At 50.8% G+C, this 21,831-nt stretch carries 22 protein-coding genes; 9 read left to right on the forward strand and 13 right to left on the reverse strand.

Annotation, left to right across the window (positions count from 1 at the left end):
- Positions 1 to 50: 50 nt before the first annotated feature.
- The 4 genes from CMR03_RS15210 to CMR03_RS15225 form a co-directional block, all read right to left on the reverse strand.
- Complete coding sequence (locus tag CMR03_RS15210) at positions 51 to 881, reverse strand: Cof-type HAD-IIB family hydrolase (protein WP_096011915.1); 831 nt, start codon at positions 879 to 881, stop codon at positions 51 to 53.
- A gap of 106 nt (positions 882 to 987) precedes the next feature.
- Positions 988 to 1,440, reverse strand: a complete 453-nt coding sequence (locus CMR03_RS15215; protein ID WP_063878732.1) for an RcnB family protein — start codon at positions 1,438 to 1,440, stop codon at positions 988 to 990.
- 538 nt (positions 1,441 to 1,978) lie between these two features.
- Positions 1,979 to 3,073, reverse strand: a complete 1,095-nt coding sequence (locus CMR03_RS15220; protein WP_096011916.1) for an ABC transporter substrate-binding protein — start codon at positions 3,071 to 3,073, stop codon at positions 1,979 to 1,981.
- A 297-nt stretch (positions 3,074 to 3,370) separates the two neighbouring features.
- A complete protein-coding gene (locus CMR03_RS15225; RefSeq protein WP_096011917.1) occupies positions 3,371 to 4,633 on the reverse strand; it encodes an acid phosphatase in 1,263 nt (420 codons plus the stop codon).
- Between the two features lie 395 nt (positions 4,634 to 5,028).
- On the opposite strand from CMR03_RS15225, the gene CMR03_RS15230 reads away from it, so the two are divergent.
- A complete protein-coding gene (locus CMR03_RS15230) occupies positions 5,029 to 6,252 on the forward strand; it encodes an AI-2E family transporter (RefSeq protein WP_096011918.1) in 1,224 nt (407 codons plus the stop codon).
- A gap of 53 nt (positions 6,253 to 6,305) precedes the next feature.
- Here CMR03_RS15230 and CMR03_RS15235 read toward each other — a convergent pair whose 3' ends face one another.
- The 3 genes from CMR03_RS15235 to CMR03_RS15245 all read right to left on the reverse strand — a co-directional run bounded on the left by CMR03_RS15235 (position 6,306) and on the right by CMR03_RS15245 (position 7,490).
- Entirely contained in the window at positions 6,306 to 6,623 is a 318-nt protein-coding gene (locus CMR03_RS15235) for a hypothetical protein (protein WP_013024991.1), read from the reverse strand.
- A gap of 140 nt (positions 6,624 to 6,763) precedes the next feature.
- A complete protein-coding gene (locus CMR03_RS15240; protein ID WP_096011919.1) occupies positions 6,764 to 7,201 on the reverse strand; it encodes a DUF4186 domain-containing protein in 438 nt (145 codons plus the stop codon).
- Between the two features lie 19 nt (positions 7,202 to 7,220).
- The gene (locus CMR03_RS15245; protein ID WP_063878727.1) at positions 7,221 to 7,490 is read right to left on the reverse strand and encodes a cupin domain-containing protein; all 270 of its coding nucleotides are present in this window, start codon (positions 7,488 to 7,490) and stop codon (positions 7,221 to 7,223) included.
- 179 nt (positions 7,491 to 7,669) lie between these two features.
- Between CMR03_RS15245 and CMR03_RS15250 the strand changes: the two genes are divergently transcribed.
- Positions 7,670 to 8,563, forward strand: coding sequence for a lipid kinase (locus CMR03_RS15250; RefSeq protein WP_096011920.1), 894 nt, complete (start codon positions 7,670 to 7,672; stop codon positions 8,561 to 8,563).
- On the opposite strand, the gene CMR03_RS15255 is transcribed toward CMR03_RS15250, so the two are convergent.
- From CMR03_RS15255 to CMR03_RS15280, 6 genes are all read right to left on the reverse strand, one after another.
- Entirely contained in the window at positions 8,560 to 9,285 is a 726-nt protein-coding gene (locus tag CMR03_RS15255; protein WP_096011921.1) for a YoaK family protein, read from the reverse strand. The two genes, CMR03_RS15250 and CMR03_RS15255, sit on opposite strands and share 4 nt — an antisense overlap.
- A 154-nt stretch (positions 9,286 to 9,439) precedes the next feature.
- Positions 9,440 to 10,612: a MalY/PatB family protein gene (locus tag CMR03_RS15260; protein WP_096011922.1), complete on the reverse strand. Its 1,173-nt coding sequence runs from the start codon at positions 10,610 to 10,612 to the stop codon at positions 9,440 to 9,442.
- Complete coding sequence (nhaC, locus tag CMR03_RS15265; protein WP_096011923.1) at positions 10,602 to 12,062, reverse strand: Na+/H+ antiporter NhaC; 1,461 nt, start codon at positions 12,060 to 12,062, stop codon at positions 10,602 to 10,604. Before nhaC ends, CMR03_RS15260 begins: the two co-directional genes overlap by 11 nt.
- Before the next feature lie 131 nt (positions 12,063 to 12,193).
- Positions 12,194 to 13,201, reverse strand: a complete 1,008-nt coding sequence (locus tag CMR03_RS15270) for a LacI family DNA-binding transcriptional regulator (RefSeq protein WP_096011924.1) — start codon at positions 13,199 to 13,201, stop codon at positions 12,194 to 12,196.
- A 140-nt stretch (positions 13,202 to 13,341) separates the two neighbouring features.
- Positions 13,342 to 14,304, reverse strand: coding sequence for a sugar-binding transcriptional regulator (locus CMR03_RS15275; protein ID WP_096011925.1), 963 nt, complete (start codon positions 14,302 to 14,304; stop codon positions 13,342 to 13,344).
- 35 nt (positions 14,305 to 14,339) lie between these two features.
- Positions 14,340 to 15,134 (reverse strand): triose-phosphate isomerase, encoded by a 795-nt coding sequence (locus tag CMR03_RS15280; protein ID WP_096011926.1) that lies wholly within the window; start codon positions 15,132 to 15,134, stop codon positions 14,340 to 14,342.
- Between the two features lie 227 nt (positions 15,135 to 15,361).
- On the opposite strand from CMR03_RS15280, the gene pdxA reads away from it, so the two are divergent.
- The 7 genes from pdxA to CMR03_RS15315 all read left to right on the forward strand — a co-directional run bounded on the left by pdxA (position 15,362) and on the right by CMR03_RS15315 (position 21,818).
- Positions 15,362 to 16,369, forward strand: a complete 1,008-nt coding sequence (gene pdxA, locus CMR03_RS15285) for a 4-hydroxythreonine-4-phosphate dehydrogenase PdxA (protein WP_096011927.1) — start codon at positions 15,362 to 15,364, stop codon at positions 16,367 to 16,369.
- A gap of 33 nt (positions 16,370 to 16,402) precedes the next feature.
- Complete coding sequence (locus tag CMR03_RS15290; RefSeq protein WP_096011928.1) at positions 16,403 to 18,121, forward strand: four-carbon acid sugar kinase family protein; 1,719 nt, start codon at positions 16,403 to 16,405, stop codon at positions 18,119 to 18,121.
- Positions 18,122 to 18,199: 78 nt separating this feature from the next.
- On the forward strand, positions 18,200 to 19,216 hold the full coding sequence (locus CMR03_RS15295; protein WP_096011929.1) for a 2-keto-3-deoxygluconate permease: 1,017 nt from the start codon (positions 18,200 to 18,202) through the stop codon (positions 19,214 to 19,216).
- A gap of 1 nt (position 19,217) precedes the next feature.
- On the forward strand, positions 19,218 to 19,577 hold the full coding sequence (locus CMR03_RS15300) for a PTS glucitol/sorbitol transporter subunit IIA (protein WP_096011930.1): 360 nt from the start codon (positions 19,218 to 19,220) through the stop codon (positions 19,575 to 19,577).
- A 40-nt stretch (positions 19,578 to 19,617) separates the two neighbouring features.
- On the forward strand, positions 19,618 to 20,076 hold the full coding sequence (gene rpiB, locus CMR03_RS15305; protein WP_096011931.1) for a ribose 5-phosphate isomerase B: 459 nt from the start codon (positions 19,618 to 19,620) through the stop codon (positions 20,074 to 20,076).
- A gap of 21 nt (positions 20,077 to 20,097) precedes the next feature.
- The gene (gene tal / locus CMR03_RS15310; protein ID WP_096011932.1) at positions 20,098 to 21,048 is read left to right on the forward strand and encodes a transaldolase; all 951 of its coding nucleotides are present in this window, start codon (positions 20,098 to 20,100) and stop codon (positions 21,046 to 21,048) included.
- A 242-nt stretch (positions 21,049 to 21,290) separates the two neighbouring features.
- Positions 21,291 to 21,818, forward strand: coding sequence for a hypothetical protein (locus CMR03_RS15315; RefSeq protein WP_241567196.1), 528 nt, complete (start codon positions 21,291 to 21,293; stop codon positions 21,816 to 21,818).
- Positions 21,819 to 21,831 lie beyond the last annotated feature (13 nt).

Consider the following 21,831-nt stretch of genomic DNA (forward strand, 5'->3'; position numbering starts at 1 on the left):
TCTACCGCCCGCACAGTTGACTCCCGGTATTTGTAGCCTGGTGCTCGTCACTATGCCTGCGTAAAGGGCGGTTCGCCTGCCAGCATCTGCTCAATGACCTGTAACACACCTTCATCATTGTTGGCAGGTGCCAGGAAACGCGCGGTCTCTTTTACCCGCTGCGGGGCATTGCTCATAGCGAAACTGAAGCCGGACTGCTCCAGCATCTCCAGATCGTTGCCGCCGTCACCGAATGCCAGCACCCGATCGTGAGAAATGCCCCAGCGCTGCGCCAGCAGGTTCAGGCCGTTTGCTTTGTGCTGACCAGGAACGATTAAATCTACCGAACCGTGACCGCTGGAAGTGGCCGCCGCCGCACCTTGATGCAGGCGCTGAATATCTGCCATCAGGGGTTCCACATAATCGTCTGACAGATTAAGCGCAAACTTAAGTATCTTGTCCCCGGCAACCTCATCAAGAGAACGAATGGGTCGGAGGCGATGGCAATAATGTCGCATCTTGACCAGCCACTTCTCATCCATTCCTTCAAAATAATAGGCGCTGTCACGCCCGCAAAGCAGATAGCGCAGGTCGGGATAGTGACCATTCTTTAACGTATCCAGTACCGCATCTATGTCATCACGCGTAAACGCGCCACAGAACAGCTCCTCATCACGATCGATAATTAATGCGCCGTTTTCTGCCACAAAGGCGATCTCGCTGGCGATTTCAGGAAAAAACGATCGGAGTTGGTGATACTGGTTACCACTGGCAACGACAAATTTGATATTTCGCTGAGTGAGCTGGTGGTAACAGGCGAGGAAACGCGAGCGGTTGTACTGTTTTTTGTCATCCAGAAATGTGCCATCCATATCAACAGCCACCATCTTAACCGTGGTCATCAGAACTCCTTAGCCGGTAAACGTTCAGAATTTACTGTCAGAATAGCCTGGTAACGGGCAACAGGGTGCACAAAAAAAAGGGATGGCCGATGCCATCCCTGTGTCTCTACTGAAAGGCGTTATTCAGTATCAGTGAGGTAATAATGCCGGTGGCGGCGGCAATCAGCACATAGTTACCGTCAATGTCGGCCCAGTGCTGGCCCGGAGGCGGTTCTCTCAGGCCGCGCTCACGCCAGTCGTCAATACGGTAATCCTCGCCACAATATTCCCGTGGAGCCGGGCCGCCACGGCGGAACTCATGACCACGCCAGGCAAAACGATCCGGGTGATAGTCACGGCGCACATCGGGCGGTGGCGGTCCGCCAGGGCCTGGCCGACGGCCGGGAGGCCCATCGCGATCGAGGCCGGGCGGGCCGTCGCCGTCGGGACCGCGACCGGGGTGATGCCACGGCCCGTCGGGTCCACCTGGGCCGCCTGGCCCTTGTGCCAGAGCGGAACTGCTGTACATCGTGCTGTATGCTAAAAGGGCGATAATCAAACCAGATTTTATTTTTTTCATGGTACTGCCTCCAGTGGTAACGGCGCTTACGCACCGTTGCCACTACTATTGTCGCGGCAGCAAAAAATAAGAATCACCAAAACTCTTAAAAGTCAGCGCCTGTAAACCAGCGCGGTCTGGCCTTCATCCTTTCGTCAGGCATGCAGTAAACCGCGTGAAACAGAGATACCGTATTGATGACATAACAGACTGCGGGTATTAAGGAAATCAGGGCAGGCGTGACATAAAAGCCAATAAAAAATAAAGCCCCGATCCGCAGATCGGGAAGTCGTCTTTAAAACCAGTTAACTGGAAAATGCCCCTTAATATGCATCAGGGAAAAGCAAAGCAGACAACACCACATCACCAGTGTCGCGATGAAATAATAACGCTGCGTTAGTGACAGTTCGATGAAAAATGGCACGCTTATTTTTAACAAGGCGCTTTATCGTTAAGAAAAATAACCCAGTGCAGATGACTGACAGACAAGCTAAAGCGGTTAATACCGTGGTCTGCGCCATCAAGGTCAGGCGTCATTCGCGCCTGACCTTGATGAGAATTACGGGTAACTCAACAGCACAGGCGCGTCCGGTAATTTTGTAAACTGCCGGATGATCTGATGGTAATCCGCAACCGGATCGAGCTGACTAAACTGTTTTGGGTAGAGGTCTTTGGCCAGAATCTCCATCCCGATAATGTTGTAAGGATGGTTATAAAAGTGGTGATAAATACCGTACGTGCGTCCCTGTTTGACCGGCTCTATTTGCGACAAGCCGGTGCGCTTTAATAAAGTCGTAAAGGTTGCCGCCACGTCTTTCCTGTCCGCCCCGTAACCAAATGGCAGCACATTGCTGTTTGGACGTTTTGAGCCGGTCATGATGTAAACATCCGGTTTCATGGCGATGATTTTTTCCAGGGAAACAAAGCCAGCGTTACCCGGCAGCAACGCTGATCCGATATTTTTGCCGCCTACCGCTTCAACCAGTCCACCCCAACCGCTATGGCTATGGGTAAAGCAGCAACTGTCGCTGTTACCGGCTATCGGCTCAATAAAAACGGTGGGTTTGGTTTTTACCTGGTCAATGCCCTTCTGCAGGTTCTGCCAGTGCTGCTGATAAAAATCGGTGTAAGCCTTCGCCTCGGCTTCGCGGTTCAGCACTTTACCCAGCAGGGTAATCCCGGGCACGGTGTTTTCTTTAGGATGCAGTTCGTAGTCAACAAACACGACCGGGATATTCAGGCTTTTGAGCGTGGTCAGAACACCAGACTGCATAAGAGCAGGTTTAGCACGTAACTGCGCAATCATCATGTCCGGCTTTTTAGCCAGTACGCTTTCAAGATTCACCTGCCCCTGATCGTTGAACCCCATATCCACAATGTTTTCAGCCTGTGGCCAGGTTTTCTTCAGAAGCGCCCAGGTTTGCGTGTCCTGTTTTTTGGGCAGGTTGTTCCATGCCACAACACGTTTAAAAGGATCGTTACGATCCAGCAGCGCCAGTGCCATGATATCTCGCCCATCCTGTAAAATGATGTGCTGAGGCTCTTTCTGCAGCGTAATAGTCTGCCCATCCACATCCGTGACGGTCAGAGGATAGGTGGTCGCCGAGCAAACCGCTGACGCCAGCAACGTTGCTGCAAAAATACCGAATTTCATGTTTGTTAACCCTGTTAAGAAATAAGAATTATTCTCGTTAACTTTAACATGCTAATTCGTAACAAATATAAACCTTTGTTTAATGAATACGTCTGAGCCCTCGCCTCAGCTTGAGACCGCCCCGGCTAAAGACAGGACGGCACGCCGGAAGCGTCGACGATCAGGCCTTGAGGAGCGAATAGAAAATAGCAGAAATGGCAATCAGGCCCGCGACCATCACAATTCTGGTGCCTGGCATGATGCCAACCCAGGCGACGCTGTCAGCGAGACGGGCGAGATGTCCCGCCCGTTTTTTTATCAGTGCGACTTAGCCTGTGCGTAGGCCGCGTCCAGATCCAGTCGCTGCCAGAACGCCTGGTCCGCCCCCGGTCCACCCAGTGGATAACCGGCGGATAATGCACTTTTCACCATCAGCTCACGTCGCTGCTTTACTGACAGATGCGGCAAAGCCGTTTCCAGCAATACTTCTGCGCCATCCGGCACCGTGAATCTGGCTTTGTTGTCTGCCAGCTTCGGCAGGTTATAGCTCATCGTGAAGCGATAAAACGGCTTCATGCTGCCTGTGCCGTAGGGATCATCACTACCGGCGGGTTTTGCGCACGCCGCTACGGTTGTTCCACACTCTTTTTCCAGCGCGCTGCGCAGTTGCTGGCGGGCATCATTGAATAACGCGCGATAAGCGGCATCGTTCAGATAATGTGCAACGTTATATTGCGCCACCATGCGTGAACCCATTACATCGAGCGGATAGTGCACACCCAGAACCAGTCGCGAATAGCCGTAGCGTGCGCCGCGCTGGAGTAAGGCTTCAAACCGCTCCGGGACCATCTCGGCTAACAACAACGCATCGGTATAACCCGTATTGGTGTGTCCGCTGGGGAACGAACCGCCATCGGCAGTGTAAGGATGATTGTCTTTGATCACCGTATCATCCGGCACCAGATGAATCGTATTGCCTGTGTGCAGGAAAGGACGCGGATAGTTAAAGTGTTTTTTCGCCGCACCGGTGCTGACTTCACTGGCTTTGATCAGGGCCGCCGCCTTGTTAATCTCGCCTTTATCATAGGCCGCCAGAAAGGCTTTACCTAAACGAGGTCCCAATGCGTCGGCAAGAAAATAGAGGTAGCTGATTCCTTCTGCGTCTGCCAGCGCCTGATGGCGTTCGCCCTGGGTTGCATTGAGGTTGATTGATGTAACCGTGGCCCGATTGGCTTCCAGAACCTTATCCGGCAGCGTGCTGAATCCTGACAACAGCGCAATGCCCGCCTTCTGCAACGCATCACTCTGGAAATCATAACCACTGGCTTTTAGCCACTGATAGTCGGCAATGCTGTCACTCTGCTTAGCCTGCTTAAGCTGATCGCGACTGAGCGCTGGCGCGCCCTTTTGTATCGCCGCCCGCTCTGCGGTCAGCGCCTGTAATTCAAGTGCGTTAAATGCCGGACTGGACGATCCCTGTGACGTTTGATTCGCCAGTGCACTGGCCTCGGACAACGTCATTGCCTGTGCCTGTTGCGCCACCAGCAGTGCTACCGCAATCAGGGTGAATTTCATTTTCATTATTATTCCTTTGGTCTCTGATTATCTCTGATCTTGCCGGATTTCACGCTAGCATTGCCGTATGACAGTTTTATTTCAGCCGTTCTGCCAGGAGTTTACCCTGGGTTTACTTTATTCCTCAAATAAACCGCCGATCGTTGGCGGCAAAAACGGCCGAACCCGCTACGCTAAGGTAGGACTGGCAGATGTTATCAACAAATAACAAGGTATTACCTGACTGTGGTATTAAAGGGCCTGCTTATGGCATCGGGCGCTTTGCCGCAGAAATGCCGTCTGGCGATGATTAAAAACAGAATTGATCGTTGATTACCGATGCAACATTCATACACTCTCGGGTTGCGAATGCCCGCATCGGCATGCGTGCTTATCAAGGGATGTTTACATGAGGTTATCCAATGCGCTTTAAAGGACTTACTGTCGGGTTTTTCCTTCTGATTTTGGCAATGACTACCGTTGCCTTTTTCGAGGTACTATCGCCCTACTTCTCTGCCATTTTGTGGGCAGCGGTGCTGGCTGTGATCTTCCATCCGCTTAAAACGTTTTTGCGTGGCAAGCTGGGCGATCGTAACGGTATTGCCGCGCTGCTGACGCTGTTTTGCATCTGCCTCATCGTCTTTACCCCGTTAGCGATCATCGCCTCATCGATGGTGGTGGAGGTGAACACGGTTTATCACAAACTGCAGACCAACTCCGCCCAGTTCCCTGTCGTCTTCGCCGATCTGTTACAGCATTTACCGGGCTGGGCCAAACACTACCTGGCTGAAAATAACCTGGACAATGCCACGCAGATTCAGCAAAAGCTGTCGGCATTTGCCCTTAAAGGTGGCCAGTACCTGGCGGGCAGCGCGTTTATCATCGGTAAAGGCACGTTCAGCTTTACCGTTGGCTTCGGTATCATGCTTTATCTGCTGTTCTTCCTGCTGAAGGATGGTTCCTATCTGGTGCATCTGATTCTGGAAGCGCTACCGCTGTCCACCTACGTTAAACATCATCTGTTTATGAAGTTTGCCGCCGTATCGCGTGCAACCGTCAAAGGTACGGTGGTCGTTGGCGTGGTACAGGGGATTCTGGGCGGTCTGGCCTTCTGGTTTACCGGCATTGACGGCAGTCTGCTGTGGGGTGCATTGATGGGCTTCCTGTCACTGGTTCCTGCCGTTGGTTCCGCCATCATCTGGGTGCCGGCCACGATCTTCTTCTTTGCCACCGGTGCACTGTGGAAAGGCTTGTTCCTCGTCGGCTTCTTTGTGGTGATTGTCGGTCTGGTGGATAACATCCTGCGCCCGTTGCTGGTGGGCAAAGACACCAAAATGCCCGACTACATGATTTTGATTACGACGCTGGGCGGCATGGAAATCTATGGGATCAATGGCTTTGTGATTGGTCCGGTGATTGCCGCCCTGTTTATTGCCTGCTGGAATTTGCTGTCCGGACGCGATAACCGTGAAAACATCGAAGAGATCGATGAAGAGTTTATCGAAGAAGGGAAAAAACAGTCTGATACCGCACAACAGGACGCGGCAGATGCAGAAACCGCGAAGGCTGAGTCATCAAGTGCTAAAACGGAAGCCGCAAAGGCCAGGTCATCAGAGCCGAAAACGCTGCCGGCCCAGCCAGAATAAAAACAGGTCATAAAAAAACCCACCAACGGTGGGTTTTCTCATAGTAAAGCGGCTTAGTTAGTCGCTTTATTTTTCAGGTCTTCAGCACCCTGCTTGGTTTTATCCCAGCCTTTCTCGGTGCCTTCTTTCGTTTTGTGCCAGCCTTTCTGGGTGCTTTCAGAGATTTTGCTGGAGGTCGAATTACTCTTACCTTCCGCGGCGTGCTCAGACTTCAGCTTCAGCTCTTCGCCTTTGTGCTCGGTCTGATGCAGTTTTTCTTTCGCGGTATCTGCGCCTTTATGCGCTTCAGCGACAGTTTCATCCGTTGTGGTAGCAGCGAAAACTGGCGAGGCCAGTAAAACAGCAGACAGTGCAATAATTGCTTTCTTCATCGTAATTCCCTCTTGTGTGAAATTTGTCGTCTTACGTGATTATCCTGGCACAGGAGACCAAAGAACGATTTAAGAATAGACCTGAAATGAAATATGGCTAACCTGACTGGTTAAAAGTCCATCAGCCAGATAATCTTTTTCTACCACAAGTCCAGTTGCGGGCTGTCCGGCAAACACGATGTTGTGTTTGCCCTGGTTTTGCGCGCACGCGGTGCCGGAGCAGGTTGCGTCATTGCCCTGTGTATCCAGTGCATGATCACCGCCACCACATAAGCCTGTTGTTTATCGTCCAGCGCCTGATGCTGGGCGATACCGTGCCATTTCGCCAGACAGCCACGGCAGCAGGTCGCCGTGGCATGCTGAGCGATAAAAACCGGATGCCCGCGCATCGGCGTTTGCTTGCCGTCGTTCTGGGGAGCCATGGCAGACAGTCGTTGCTGAACAAACGCAGCCGCATGCGCCGCCACATCGGCTTCGCCCTTTGTCAGGCAGTAATCATATTCATTCCGCCCCAGACGGAAGCGCTGACGGAAAGGGGATTGGGCTAATCGCTGAAAAAGCACGTCGAAAGTCTTCATCGCAGAGTCATCGACCGGATCAGCTTTTTCTGCCTGACAGATAGCGAACGCCCCGATCACCAAACGTCTCGCGGTGCGGCTGCCCTGCCTGCAGATGAAAGACATCGCCTTCCCGATAGGTGGCAGCCTGATTTTCTGTGTACAGGGTGATATCACCACTCAGGATCAGTGCCATTGCCTCAAACGGGTGCTCATGGTGATCCAGTTCGCTGTTTGCCCCCCGCTCTACCATCACCGGCTCTGCAAAGCCTTTTTCTGCCAACAGGCTTCTAAATTGTTGTTCTGTCATCGTTGCTCCCATGAGTCGTGCCGTTTCTGGCAGTGTAGACAACCTCGACCCAGTTTGTCAGGTTCCCCTGCCGTGCTGCACTTACGTAAAGTAGCGCAAGCAAGGTTGTAACGGATAATCCCGCATGTTTACTTTCTGGTTACTTCATCATTATTACTTCATCAAAAAATGGACGAAGCATGTCGCAAAGGGTAAAGACAGCGTTACTTTTGATCAACCAACGCTCACGTAAAGGTCGTATTGATGCCACTCGCGCCACGCAGTTGCTGCAGCAATCCGGTTTTACCCTGCTGCAACCCGATCCTGACGACAGCCGCAGCTACACCGAGCTTATCATCGCGTATGCCCATCGTGTTGAGCTGGTGATCGTCGGCGGGGGCGACGGCACATTAAATGCCGCAGCATCAGGCCTGTTGCTAACCGGTTTACCTCTGGGCATTTTACCCCTGGGCACCGCCAACGATTTTGCCCGTACGCTCGGGATTCCGCCTCAACTGGAGCAGGCTGTCAGCATCATTAGCCAGGGACAGACCCGTTTTGTTGACCTGGGCGAGGTAAACGATCACCTGTTCCTGAACGTATCCAGCATTGGTTTCTCGGCGGAGCTGGCGCGCAATCTCACCGCCCAGGCCAAAAAGCGTTGGGGCGTTCTGGGCTATGCCTTTGCCGCACTGCGTATTCTGCGGCAAAGCCGGCCCTTTAGGGCGACCTTACATCATGAGGGAGAGGCTATCGCGATCAAAACCGTGCAGGTTTCAGTTGGCAACGGCCGTTTCTATGGCGGCGGTATGACCGTTGAGCAAAGCGCGGCACCGGATGACGGGCTACTGGATGTTTACAGCCTTGAACTGAAAAGAAGCTGGCATTTGCTGGCGCTGTTCCCCGCTCTGCGTCGCGGGACACATGGCCGCTGGCGTAACGTTCGCGCCTTTAGCACCACGGCACTGACGCTGCATACACGCCGCCCGCACTCCATTAATGCCGATGGCGAGATTATTGGGCAAACGCCCGCCCACTTTCGCCTTATCAATAATGCGCTTAAGGTGCTGGCTCCCGAACACCGGCATCCTTAACGGACCACATCAGCAGGCTGAGGCTTGAGCATGGCGGCCAGCGCCAGGCTCATCAGCCCCAGACCGATCAGCACCAGAAAATAGTAGTTCAGCGCATGCCAGAGCCAGATGCCCGCCACGCCGCCCGCCAGAAAAGCAAGAATGGTATAGGTATGCAGACGCAGGCGCTCCAGATAGAGCGGCGCATCTTTGGGGGATTCTTTGCGCCGCAGCACATCGAACAGCATGGCGAGTTCGATACCGATATCTGTGGAGGTACCGGACACGTGCGTAGTTCTGACGCGCGCATTGGAGATGCGCGTGACGACCGCATTTTGAAGCCCCATCAAAAAACTCAGGCTCAGGATAAGCAGGACGCCTGACGCGGCAATGGGGAAGCGGGCTTCAATCACGCCCAGCGCCACCAACGCAATGCCCTCTATCAGGATATTCACCGCGTAAATCGTGCGAATTTTGCGTCTGCGCCCGGCATTGATAATCATTGTGGAAACGAGCGCCCCCACAATGAACATACAAAGGATAAACAGGAAAAAGAGGCCGCTGTGGAGGTTTGCCTTCGCCAGAAAATCGGACAGCGAAGAGACATTGCCGGTCATATTGGCGGAAAAGAATCCCACAATTTCAAATGCTGCGGTGTTTAACGCGCCCGCCACGGCGGCAAGGGTGCAGGCGAGACGGCTGTCAGCGATATACGTCCGTTCGGTTTCCGTGCTGATTAGCATAATGCCCACTCTGCAAGACAATCCACTTTGGTTCGCCGATTTTACGCCAGTCGCCGGTGGTCGGGAAGAAACGGCAGGACAATTTTTTTAGGCGGTCTGGGTGAGGCGAGGTTGAGGCCAGCGGATTAATGATGACCACTGGCCTGACGGGATGTCAAAGCCGGATTTTCTTTAATCCTTCCAGCGCCAGCCGCAGATAATCTCGTGGACAGCCGAGATTTAACCGGATGAATCCCTTACCCTGCGGCCCAAACTGGTAGCCCATGGAGGGGGCAATCCCTGCGGTATGCATCATTACCGCTCTGAGCTGCTGGTCATCCAGTCCTGCCCCATTGCAGTCAATCCACAGCAGATAGGTTGCTTCAGCGGGCATAACCCTTGCCCAGGGCAGATGCTCTGCCACCTGTTCGGCAAACCACGCGCGATTTGCGGCAATACAGATAAGCAATTGATTAAGCCAGTCAGCACCTGACTGCCAGGCCGCCGTTGAGGCGCATAATGCCAGGGCATTAAACACGTCAAGGCCATGGGCGTTGAGACGCGCAGCAAACCTGTCACGTATCTGCGCATCGGGAATGACAAAGTTTGAGAGCCGTAACGAGGAAAGGCCAAACGTTTTACTGGCAGAAGTGGCCGAGATAACCCGGCTATGCCAGCGAGCGCCAAGATGTAAAACTGAGGTAAATTGGTGGCCCGGTAACACCAAATCCGCCCAGATTTCATCTGATAATAATATAACGTTGTAAGCCTCACACAGCGTCAGCAACTGGCATAACTCTGCTTTGCGCCAGCAGCGTCCCGTAGGATTATGCGGATTACACAGAATCATTAAAGGTGGCCGATGCTGTTTAAACAGCGACTCAAGGTGCTCGAAATCCATGAGGTATTCTGATTCTCCCGTCTTGATTAACGGGTTATTCAGTAACTGACGATGATTCAGACTAATAATTTTCTCGAACGAGCCATAAAAGGGCCCCTGAACCACTACACCATCTTGTTCATTGCTGAGCATCTGTACCAGTAGAGATAATCCGGGAACCACGCCTTCCGTAGTGCATATCCACTCCTGCTTCAGATGAAGATGGTGTCGGGTTGCGTACCAGTTAAGCATTGCGTCAAAGTAAGTCTGATCACGGTCGCTGTATCCAAACACACCATGCTGGCAACGTTGCACCAGCGCATTAATGACCTGCGGCGGAGCAGCAAAATCCATATCTGAAACCCACATAGGAAGCATTTCTTCAGCGTCTTCACCAAGATGTTTTGCGGCAAAGTCCCACTTCACTGAACCTGTATTTCGCCGGTTTATTATTTGGTTAAATGGCATCACTATTCTCCTTTTTTGCCTCAGTATCGCCAGTTGATGGACCAGCCAGCCTGGCAATACCTATCCCGGTAAAACCATAAAACAGCGCGAAAAAGAGAGCGGAATAACACTGAACAGCCCAAGGCAGTAGCTCTAACGTACTTACCCCGAGGGTGGTCGCCATGTAAACGCCGGCAGATGTCCAGGGCAGCAAAGGCTCTATTACGGTGCCAGCATCCTCGATGGTTCTGGACAGGTTTTTAGTATCCAACGCCATTTTACGGTAGGCATCTTTGAACAGTTCAGCGGGTACCAGTAAAGCCAATTTTCCATCACTCGTGGCCCCGGTAACCAAAATGGTGGTGGCAATGGTGGCTGCAATTAAATGACCAACAGAATGAATCACCGTCAACAAACGTGTAATGATGACCGTTAACGCCCCCGTTAATGTCAGCGCCCCCGCAAAGGAGAAGGCGCAAAAGACCAGCAGAATAGTAGACATCATCGACAACATCCCCCCACGCTCAAGTAATCGGGGAACATCAGCAACGATAAGTGAATGGTCAGTTGAAAACATGTTCATCGCAAAGCCCCCCATGAACGCATCCAGTCCCTGTTTGAGACTAAATCCCTGGAATATCACCCCGAGAACAACGGCCAGCAAACAGGCGCTCAGCATTAAAGGGATAACTGGCATCTTGCGAATTGCCCCCCATAAAACCACTATCGGAGGAATGATTAACAACAAATTGAAACTATAATAGTTCTCCAACGTATTAATAATATCCGCCACCCGCTGCGGGGTAGCGATTTCACTCGTTATGCCACTGTGTCCAGCGATCAGGTAAACAATGGCAGCGAGAATAAAGGCAGGGATCGTCGTCCAGAGCAAATGCTGAATATGCTCAAATAAAGTCGTTTCCGCTACGATGGCGGCAAAATTAGTTGAATCAGATAGCGGAGAGATTTTATCGCCAAAATAGGCACCTGAAACCACCGCGCCAGCAGCAGCGCCCAAAGACACATCCAGGCCAGCGGCTACCCCCATAAGTGCCACCCCTACCGTTCCGGCTGAGCCCCATGAAGTTCCGGTGCAGACCGACACCACGCTGGTCAGAAAAAATGCGGCAATAAGGATGTATTGCGGGCTAATAAGTTTCAGCCCCCAATAAACCATATAAGGAATCGTACCGCTAAACATCCAGGTCCCTATTAATCCACCTACACAGATTAAAATCAGAATAACCGGCATCGCCTTAGCCAGCTTATCAACGACAGAGTTGATAATGTCTTCCCATCCGTAACCTTGCCATAAGGCTATAGCAGCAGTGATTGCAGCAGAAAAAAGAAGTAAAGGTTCAATCCTTAATCCCATGACGCCATAACCAATAATCAGTAATGTAAGCATCGACACTATTGGAATTAAAGCCAGGCCAAAGGTTAGCGTCTTCCTGGGTTGCGTTACGTTCATATTAACTCTCCAGATAAGAAAGGAGACTTTAGATTAAAGACGTTAAGCCGAAATAAACGTGATGGCGGCAAGCACCCCATGTAAGCGCTTACATGAGATTAAAAGTCGAGATGTAAATCACATATTTAGGCTTAATTCAGGGATATGTCACAAACAGACTGACGGCGCACCAGCCTGGCGGTAAAGGCATTCATGACCGGCTTGACCGTCAGTTGTTGGCTATAACGAATAGCCAGTAATGCTGCACGGCGGGCCATTGATTCAATCGGATAATGCATCGTGGTCAGCGCCGGATATAAGTATCGGGCAAGTGCCACATCGTCAAATCCCATCACCGACATCTGACCCGGCAATAACCAGCCTTCCTGATGCAATATCCGCAAAATACCGGCAGCCATAACATCATTGAAGGTAAATACAGCAGTGAACGGGACGTGGCTATTTAACAAATGATATCCGGCCTGCTCTCCCCCTTTCTCTGTAAAAGGCGCGCTGATGATCCACTCTTTTTCAGGTGTGATGCCTTGCCTGTTCATGGCATCAATATAGCCATTAAGCCTTTCCTGCCGATCCGTAATAGGAATATCACTGGTCACGCACGCGATAAAGCGATGTCCTTTGTCAAGAAGATACTGAGTCGCGGTTAGCGCAGCCTGGTAGTTTTCAAGCCAGACACAACGATGCGAAAATGCGGCGATATAACGATTAAGTATTATTAATGCGGGAAAGTGCGCGCTATAGCGAATCAACTCTGCGTCGCTTAGCTGGCTGGCATGCACCACCATCGCTTCACAACCCTGGTTGATTAAAAAATCCAGACCGGCTTTTTCTTTTCTGGCATCGTGTCCGCCACTGCAAACTAATAGTTTGTAATCATGCTTGCGCGCAACAGCTTCAACACCTTTAGCAAGATGAGCAAAGAAGGGATCTGCCAGATTTCCCGTTAATAACCCCAGCATTTTGCCACTGCGTCTGGCCAGTGCCAGTGCCGCTGCATTGCGTCGATAGTTGAGTTCACGCATGGCTTTTTCCACACGTTCACGCGTCACAGGTTCAACCCAGGCCGTCTGATTTATAACCCGGGATACCGTAGCGGTAGAAACACCGGCCAGCCGGGCAACATCATTGATTGTCGGCATTGCGCTTTCCAAATGTTGTCCTGAATACATCCAGTCTGAAACCGATGCCGCTATCCGTTAAGACAGCACTGTGTATATCCCAAGGCAGAGGAGAATTGGAATCGCTGCCAGGCTGCCTCAGACAGCAGGCTGGCAGTCAACTACACCGTTTTCAGCATGTTTATAACCGATCGCGCATTGGATGCGCTGGTTGCCAGCACATCAATAACCCCAGTACGCAATGCACCCAGTATGGCGGTTGCTTTGGTACTCTCTGAGGCGATAGCGATTACGCAGGGAATAGCACGTAATTGTTCAAGACTCAGGCCAATAACCCGATCATTCATTACTGTATCAACCGGTTTGCCCTGGATATTGAAGAAACTGTAACCGGCAAGATCGCCCACTACACCTTGCTGCTGGCGCGCACTGGCAATTTCCTGCGGAGAAAACCAGCCCAACTGCACCATAAAACTGTTTTCATTCATATCGCCCAAACCAATCAAAGCGACATCAGCTTTACTTGCCTGCTCCAGCGTGGCTTTAATCAGTCGGTTCTGCATAAATGCTGTCCGCAGCGCAGGGGTTTCTACATAAGCAGGTGCATACAGCGTTTCACTGAAACCATTGAATTTTCTCGCCAGATTTCGGCTGATGTGGTCAGCATCAATCAGCTGATTGTCACGTTTGGTGCCGCCAATCCCACAAATAAAACGGCAGTGGCGTTCAGGAAAGATGCCTACATGATTAGCCACAGCGGCGACATTGCGGCCCTGCCCAACCGTTACAGTCATATCATTTTTTAGCACGCCCGCCAGATAATTACTCACCAGCGCGGCGACCTGCTGACGTTGTTCATCTTCGTCATGATGATCCAGCGCAACCAGCGCCCGTTTTATCGCAAAATGTGAGATAAGTTGCTGTTCTATCTGGGAACTGAATACCGGATGATACTTCACATTAATCTCAACAATTCCTTCCAGGCGGGCTTTTTTAAGCAAGCGACCCACTTTTACCCTGGAGATGCCAAACCGGCGGGCGATCTCTTCCTGTGTTAGTTCCTGATCGTAATAAGCAACGGCTATTTCGGTCAGCATTGCATAGTCTGAGTCTTGTTCAGTCATCACGGGCTATTTCCATATCTTATTTGTTTGTAATACTACTTTGACTTCACAATAAATTCCTGTACTACACGCTGAACAATGCTGCAATATCCACCCGCATCCCAAGCCGCGCGACCAATAAAAAGCCCATCTATTTCCGGCTGCTGCAAAAGCGCCACCGAATTTTCCAGATTAACACTACCACCGTATAACAGGGGAACACGTTGCCCGACGTCATAACCAAAAGACTCACACAATGTGAGTCGTAATATCTCATGTATTTCACCTGCCTGCTGTGGCGTTGCAGGTGTGCCATGCTCGCCTATCGCCCATACCGGTTCATAGGCTATCAACGTCCTTAGCGCCTGCTGTGGGGTAAGATTGTGTAGCGCAATTTTCATCTGGCGTACTACTGTTTCACGTGAAACCTGCCAACGCTTTTCATCTGCAGAATCGCCAATACAGATAAGCGGCCTTAATCCATGTTGCAAGGCGCGCTGTACCTTCAGATTAATAGTCCCATCCGTTTCATTAAAGGCAGCCCGGCGTTCAGAATGTCCCAGTTCCACCATGTCAGCCCCCGCCTCAGTGAGCATCGCAGCCGATATTTCTCCAGTCCATGCACCCTCTTCCGCTTCGTGCATGTTCTGCGCACCTGTCAGGCAGGGCAGTTTATGGTGCTGCATAAAATCACTTACTGCATGCAGGACGGTAAATGGCGGAATAACAAAGGGTTGGAGTGAGGGATGCATGATCTCAGGGAGCTGCGCCGCAAGGGTTTCACACCACAATCTGGCCTGCGATAGCGACTTGTTCATTTTCCAGCTGGTTCCTAACCAAACAGGCTTCATCGATATTCTCCATAGGGTTGAAGGTTAAATGTCTTCTCCCCACAAGACTGTTCTTTTTCTCATCAACTGATCATATGTTAGATCACAAATTTTGATTAAATAATTTCACCATCACTTTAATGTGACAAAAATCACTAATAACCACCTTTCCATCGGGTAAGTTTCTGTTCATATGTTTACAACATGTTCATTTGAACAAACCGATGATTCACTATGAGAGGTAACTAATGTCGCATGAGAAAAAACCCGTTGTCGCTATTACGCTTGGTGATCCTGCCGGAATTGGCCCGGAAATAACTGTCGCCACCATGATGGACAAAGGCGTCTACGAGGAGTGCAAACCGTTTTTGATTGGTTCCGTACCGATTATCACACGCGCAATGAAAATAATGGGGTGCGACTTCGCCATTCATCCCATCTCCAGCCCGGATGATGCACTGTTCCGCTGGGGAACGTTGGATGTACTTGAAACAGGTGACTACGATTGCGACAGCATTGAGTGGGGTAAGGTACAGCAACTGGCTGGCCAGATGTCACTGGACTACGTCATGAAATCGATAGATCTGGGCATGGCGGGCAAAATAGATGTGGTGTCAACAGCACCGATTCACAAAGAAGCCATCAAGCTGGCCGGATGCAAATTACCCGGACACACCGAGATTTATCAGGTTGAAACCCGGTCGGATTATGGCCTGACCATGTTTCACGTCCAGAATCTGCGGGTCTTTTTTGTCAGCCGTCATATGCCGCTGAAAGAAGCCTGTGATTATGCCAATAAAGAACGCGTTCTGGCCTGTGTGCAACAAATCCATCATGAATTCACGGCACTCAATATTCAACACCCGCGCATCGCGGTCGCAGCACTTAATCCCCATGCTTCTGATAATGGGTTGTTTGGTCATGAAGAAGCGGACAACTTAATCCCGGCGGTACAGGCGGCGCAGGCAATCGGCATTAATGCCATCGGGCCCGTACCCGCAGATTCCGTATTCCATCTGGGTAAGCAAGGCCGTTACGACGCCATTCTCTCGCTGTATCACGATCAGGGTCATATCGCCTGTAAGACGCTCGACTTTGAACGTTCAATCACTATTACCTTTGGCCTGCCTTTCATGCGCAGTTCTGTGGACCACGGAACTGCTTTTGATATTGCCGGCACCGGTAAAGCAGGCACCGTCAGCATGATTGAGTCCACTTTAGTTTCCGCGCGTTATTGGAAAATGAAAAATCAATAAACGCGGAGGCAGGCAGAGAATGAGGACAGAGAAATGGAAAAACATCTGTTAATCGGTAAAGGCAGTAAAGGCTGGGGTGGCCCGCTAACGATTCCATCAGGCCAGAATAAAAAAATTGCTTATATCACCGGAGGCATGTGTCCCCCGGTAGTCGAGCGACTGTGCGAACTAACCGGTTGGCCTGCCGTTGACGTGTTTAAGCATGGTGAACCACCCGAGGATGAGATCGGTGTCATGGTTATAGACTGTGGCGGGACCTTACGTTGCGGGCTTTATCCAAAACGCGGTATTCCCACGATTAATTTACATCCTACCGGTAAAAGCGGACCGCTGGCTGAGTTTATCCATGAGGAGATCTATGTCTCTGGCGTAACCCCAGCCTGCATCGAAATGGTCTGGCCACAGGGTGAAGGTGGCAAGCTAGGGATCGTCGCCGACGATCTTACCGGCGCGACAACGGTGGGCGTGCTGCTGGCACGCAGTGGATTAAAAACCGCTGCGTTTTTTGACACCGACTCCTTTGCCCGCAATGAAGTCGACTACCCTGCCATGGTGGTCAGCAGCGACAGTCGTCCTCTACCCAAAGCCGAAGCACAGTTGCAGGTCAGTGCGGCGGTGAAGCAACTGCAGGCTCGAGGTGCGCACTACTTTACTAAACGCATCGATACCACGCTACGTGGCGGCATCGGCTTTGAAATTGACGCCATGCTGGAGCAACTTCCCGATGAAACGGTGGCAATTGTCGTGCCAGCTATGCCGCAATCACGACGTATTCTGGTTGGCGGATATTCCGTTATTGATTCAGTCGCTCTGTCCTGCACCGATGTCGCCCGCGACGTTCGTACACCGGTGACCGAATCCTGGATTCCAGGTCTGTTGGCCGCACAAACGCATCACCAGGTAGGGCATATCGCCCTGGCGTCGGTCATGAAAGGTGTTAATCAGATTCAACAGGATTTACGGGACCAGCAGCAACGTGGACTACGAGTTATCGTAGTAGACGCAATAACGCTGGAAGATGTTGATGCAATTGCCGCAGCGGTGGTCTTGCTGAACTGGAATGTGCTGGCCGTCGATCCGGGCCCCTTTACTGAGCGACTCGCCCGGCATCGCCGTCTGATGCATGAAACATCTGCTAATGAGCAGAATACTTTAGCCGTCGATCAACAGCGCGGATCGGTGCTGATCGTCGCCGGAAGTGCAACCCCCGTAACGAAAAAGCAGCTTGAGCACCTGATCGATAACGACAAGCGGGTTTGCCATATTCCTGTGGATGCGGAGCTGTTAGTGGACCGTGAAAATGCTGCAGACATTGAGGTGAATCGCGTGGTGCAATATGCCTGCAGGTGCATGGCAGAACAACGCAATGCACTGTTTGTCTTCGAATCAGCATTAACCGGACGGTTACTGGACCTGAAACAGGAAGAACAGCGCTTTGGCCTGTCACATGGTCAGGCAGCACAAAATATTAACCATGGTTTAGGTTCTATTGTCCGGGAAGTCCTTAATCAGGCACCTGAGACAATTAAAGGTATATATATGACCGGGGGCGATACGATGGTGAACGTCCTGAAAGAATTAGGGGCTACCGGTATCGAAATGATTGACTACGTTATTCCACAAACCGACATGGTGCGGATTATCGGCGGTGATTATGCTGGACTGACGTGTGTTGGAAAAGGTGGACTCACCGGCCCAGAAAATATCATCAGCACTATTGTAGAACGTATTTATAAAGAAGCCAGCAGATAAAATAACACGATGTAATTGTTGTCAGAGTGGTATTACCTCGTTAATAAATCCAACACTACTCAACTGTGCGAGTCACTTATGAACATTAATATCCTGGATAAAATGAATAAAGTGCCGGGTGGATTAATTATTATCCCCTTAATTGCAGCCATTCTTATTAATACCTTTTCACCTGACGCATTAAATATTGGCGGCCCGACCACTGCGCTATTTAAAGTTGGTTCCAGCGCCATGATGGGTATTTTTCTGTTAATTTGCGGTACCTCCATTAATATTAAGCAGGCAGGCCTGCCACTATACAAAGGCAGCGTACTGCTGTTTTTGAAGTGTCTGGCTGGTGCGCTGGCAGTCTGGGCAGCCGGTACGCTGTTTGGGCCAGAAGGATTCCTGGGTATCTCTACTTTAGCGCTTGTCGCCTGCTTAACCAGCTCCAACAGCTCACTGTATATTGCTTTGTGCAGCAACTATGGTGATCCCAGCGATGCCGGTGCTATTTCGGTGTTTTGTATCAAAGACGGCCCGTTTGTTACCATGATGGTACTGGGCGTGAGTGGGCTGGCAAATATCCCGTTTTCCGCCCTGCTTTCCATGCTGATACCGCTGTTAATCGGTATGCTGTGGGGGAATATCGACGAGCGTTTTAAGCAACTCTGCGCCTCGGCGCAGCCGTTGGTGATCATTATTATGTCTTTTGCTATCGGGGCTAACTCCAGTCTGAATACCGTGTTCACTGCTGGTTTGTCGGGTATTCTTCTGGGGATGATTTCGGCGCTGACCGCACTTATCTTCTATTTTCTTTATAACTTGTTCCTGAAAAAGAAAACCGCCTTGGGTGCAGCTCTGGGAACAACTGCCGCTAGCTCGGCACTCACGCCGGCAATGGTTGCTCAGGCCGATCCCTCCCTGCTTGTTTATGTCGACGCTGCAACCGCTCAATTGGCAACGGCGAGCATCATTACCATGATTACCGCGCCGGTTCTGGTCGCTTTTTTTGATAAGCGCTTAAAAAAACGCTATCCGGAAACGGTTCTGGCTCAGGGCCCGGACAGTAAAAATGCCCCGTTGCCGGTGAGCGAAACCGAGGGGACAAAATAGCATGCAGCCTTTTTGTTCGTTACATATTACGGCAGTGGGTGATTTTGTCGCGGAGTCTTTGCAGGAAAACAAACTCATCCTGTTTTCAAATACCGTACCCGCTGAGCTTGCCCGTTATTGCGCTATTCATGAAGCAACAGAATGCCAGAAAGAACTTGCACCTGGCCAGATAATTAAAATTAGCGATACAGCCTATATTATTACCGCGGTAGGAGACATCGCCACACACAATTTTAAGCTACTGGGCCATATTACATTGAGTTTTGACAGTGCAGATTTAGCTGAACTTTCCGGTACCGTACATTTACGTGGCACGACACCGGCTGTAATAAACGCTGGCGACAACATCATTTTTTATTAATTCACAAATTAAAACACTTAACAGATAAAGGGTTCACATCATGAAAAAAATTGCTATTGGCGCAGACGATGCTGCTTTTGAATTTCGGGATGCAATTGTGGATTACTTAAATGAACGAGGAATAAAGGTGGTGGATTACAGTAGCGATCAACATGGCGACTGCACGCTTTATCCTGATGTCGCTCATGCTGTCGCTATAGCGGTGCGTCAGGGGGAATTCGAACGCGGCATTTTAATTTGCGGTACGGGTATTGGCATGAGCATCGTAGCAAACAAAGTGCCTGGTGTTCGCGCCGCTCAGTGCCACGATACCTTTTCTGCCGAACGAGCGAGGAAGAGCAATAACGCCCAAATTATCACGTTGGGTTCGCGGGTCATTGGTGCCGAGCTGGGTAAAAAAATCATTCAAGCCTGGCTCGCCGCAGAATATGAAGGCGGTAGCTCCGCGCCAAAAGTAGAACGAATCGACTACTACGAACACCAGCATGTTCAGGACTGAATACACGACAAGGAACAAATTATGAATCAGCTAGATGCTCTGAAAGCCCTTACCGTCGTCGTCGCTGACACCGGTGATATTGAGTCTATAAAAAAATTCGCACCACAGGATGCCACGACGAATCCCTCACTGATATTGAAAGCTGCCCAATTGCCACAGTATCAGCCATTAATAGCAGATGCGATTGGCAAGGCTCGCCGCCAGGGTGGGAGCGCCGAAACTCAATTGATTAATGCCTGCGATCAGGTTACGGTGGACATTGGCACTGAAGTGCTACGTTACGTACCAGGACGTATTTCCACTGAAGTGGATGCGCGATTTGCGTGGGACCGTGGTATGTGCGTATCCAAAGCGCGCAAGCTGATTCAGATGTATGAGAAGAACGGTATTAAGCCCGAACGCATACTGATTAAGCTGGCCGCGACCTGGGAAGGGATTCGTGCAGCCGAGGAACTTGAGCAGAGCGGGATTAACTGCAACCTAACGCTACTGTTTTCTTTTGCCCAGGCACGAGCTTGCGCAGAAGCTGGCGTGTACTTAATTTCCCCTTTTGTGGGGCGCATTTACGACTGGTTTCAGAAACATCAGCCCCAGACGAATTACCTGCCTGAGAACGATCCTGGCGTTAAATCTGTGCAGCAGATTTATCAATATTATAAAACGCACGGCTACCAGACTGTGGTCATGGGGGCCAGCTTCCGTCGCCTCGAACAGGTCCAGGCACTGGCCGGATGCGACCGACTCACCATTTCTCCCACACTATTGGACGAACTGACTGCCAGTCAGCAGCCACTCATCCGTCAACTGCATCCTGGCTGCGTCACTGAAACCCGCCCTAGCCCAATGACGCAGGCTGAGTTTCTCTGGCAGCATCACCAGGATGCCATGGCAGTAGAAAAACTGGCCGAAGGTATCCGGCTGTTCGCCAGGGATCAAATCACACTCGAACAGCAGATTAAGCTCATGCTCTAACATGATATATCAGGAAGTCACGCTGTTGACCGATGGCGTCTTCCTGATTTTACCCCCAGCGGTATTTATCGTGCCTATACGATTAGCCGCGACAAAATACATCGTCCTGCAGGTAAATTCCGCCGATAACCGCACCTTGCTTCTTTTCCTGTAACAGATCAAAAACACTAACCGTTAACGCATTCAGGCTGTGCCATCTGATAATTATTTTTATTGAGATACAGGACCTTATGAAACACATTATGACTGCGTTACTAACACTAATGGTGACAGGCTTGATTTCAGGCAGTGCTCTCGCCAAAGGCGCACCTTTGTTGGGTAATCTGCCTGCCAGTGGGCATCAGCTTTGCGGCAAGAGCATCCAACTGCAACTGGCAAAAGACACCGATGGCAGGATGTTGCTGGGATTAAAAAACAAACAAAACAATAATTTGGATTTATTTATATCCAACGTGGCGTTTAACGTTCCGAATAGTTATGCCAGATTTGTCCCCGTGAAGTTTGATCAACTATCGAAAAACATGATTGAAACCCACGACAGTGAACTGGATGTTATCTGGGGCGCGGCCTATGACGATAAAAACGTGCTGCGCTATAAACTGGCGCTGGGCAATTACACCTACAGCTGTTCAGCTATCGAAGCCTGGCCAAACGACAAAGCAAACCATCTGTACGGCGAACCGGCAGACAGCGATCAGTCTGCCTCGGAGAACGTAACGACGGCTGAAAAAAACGCTAAACCCGCAAAAATCGTCAAGCCGAAGGGCTAACCCCCGTCGTCCC

It is taken from the genome of Pantoea allii (assembly GCF_002307475.1).
GTDB lineage: Bacteria > Pseudomonadota > Gammaproteobacteria > Enterobacterales > Enterobacteriaceae > Pantoea > Pantoea allii.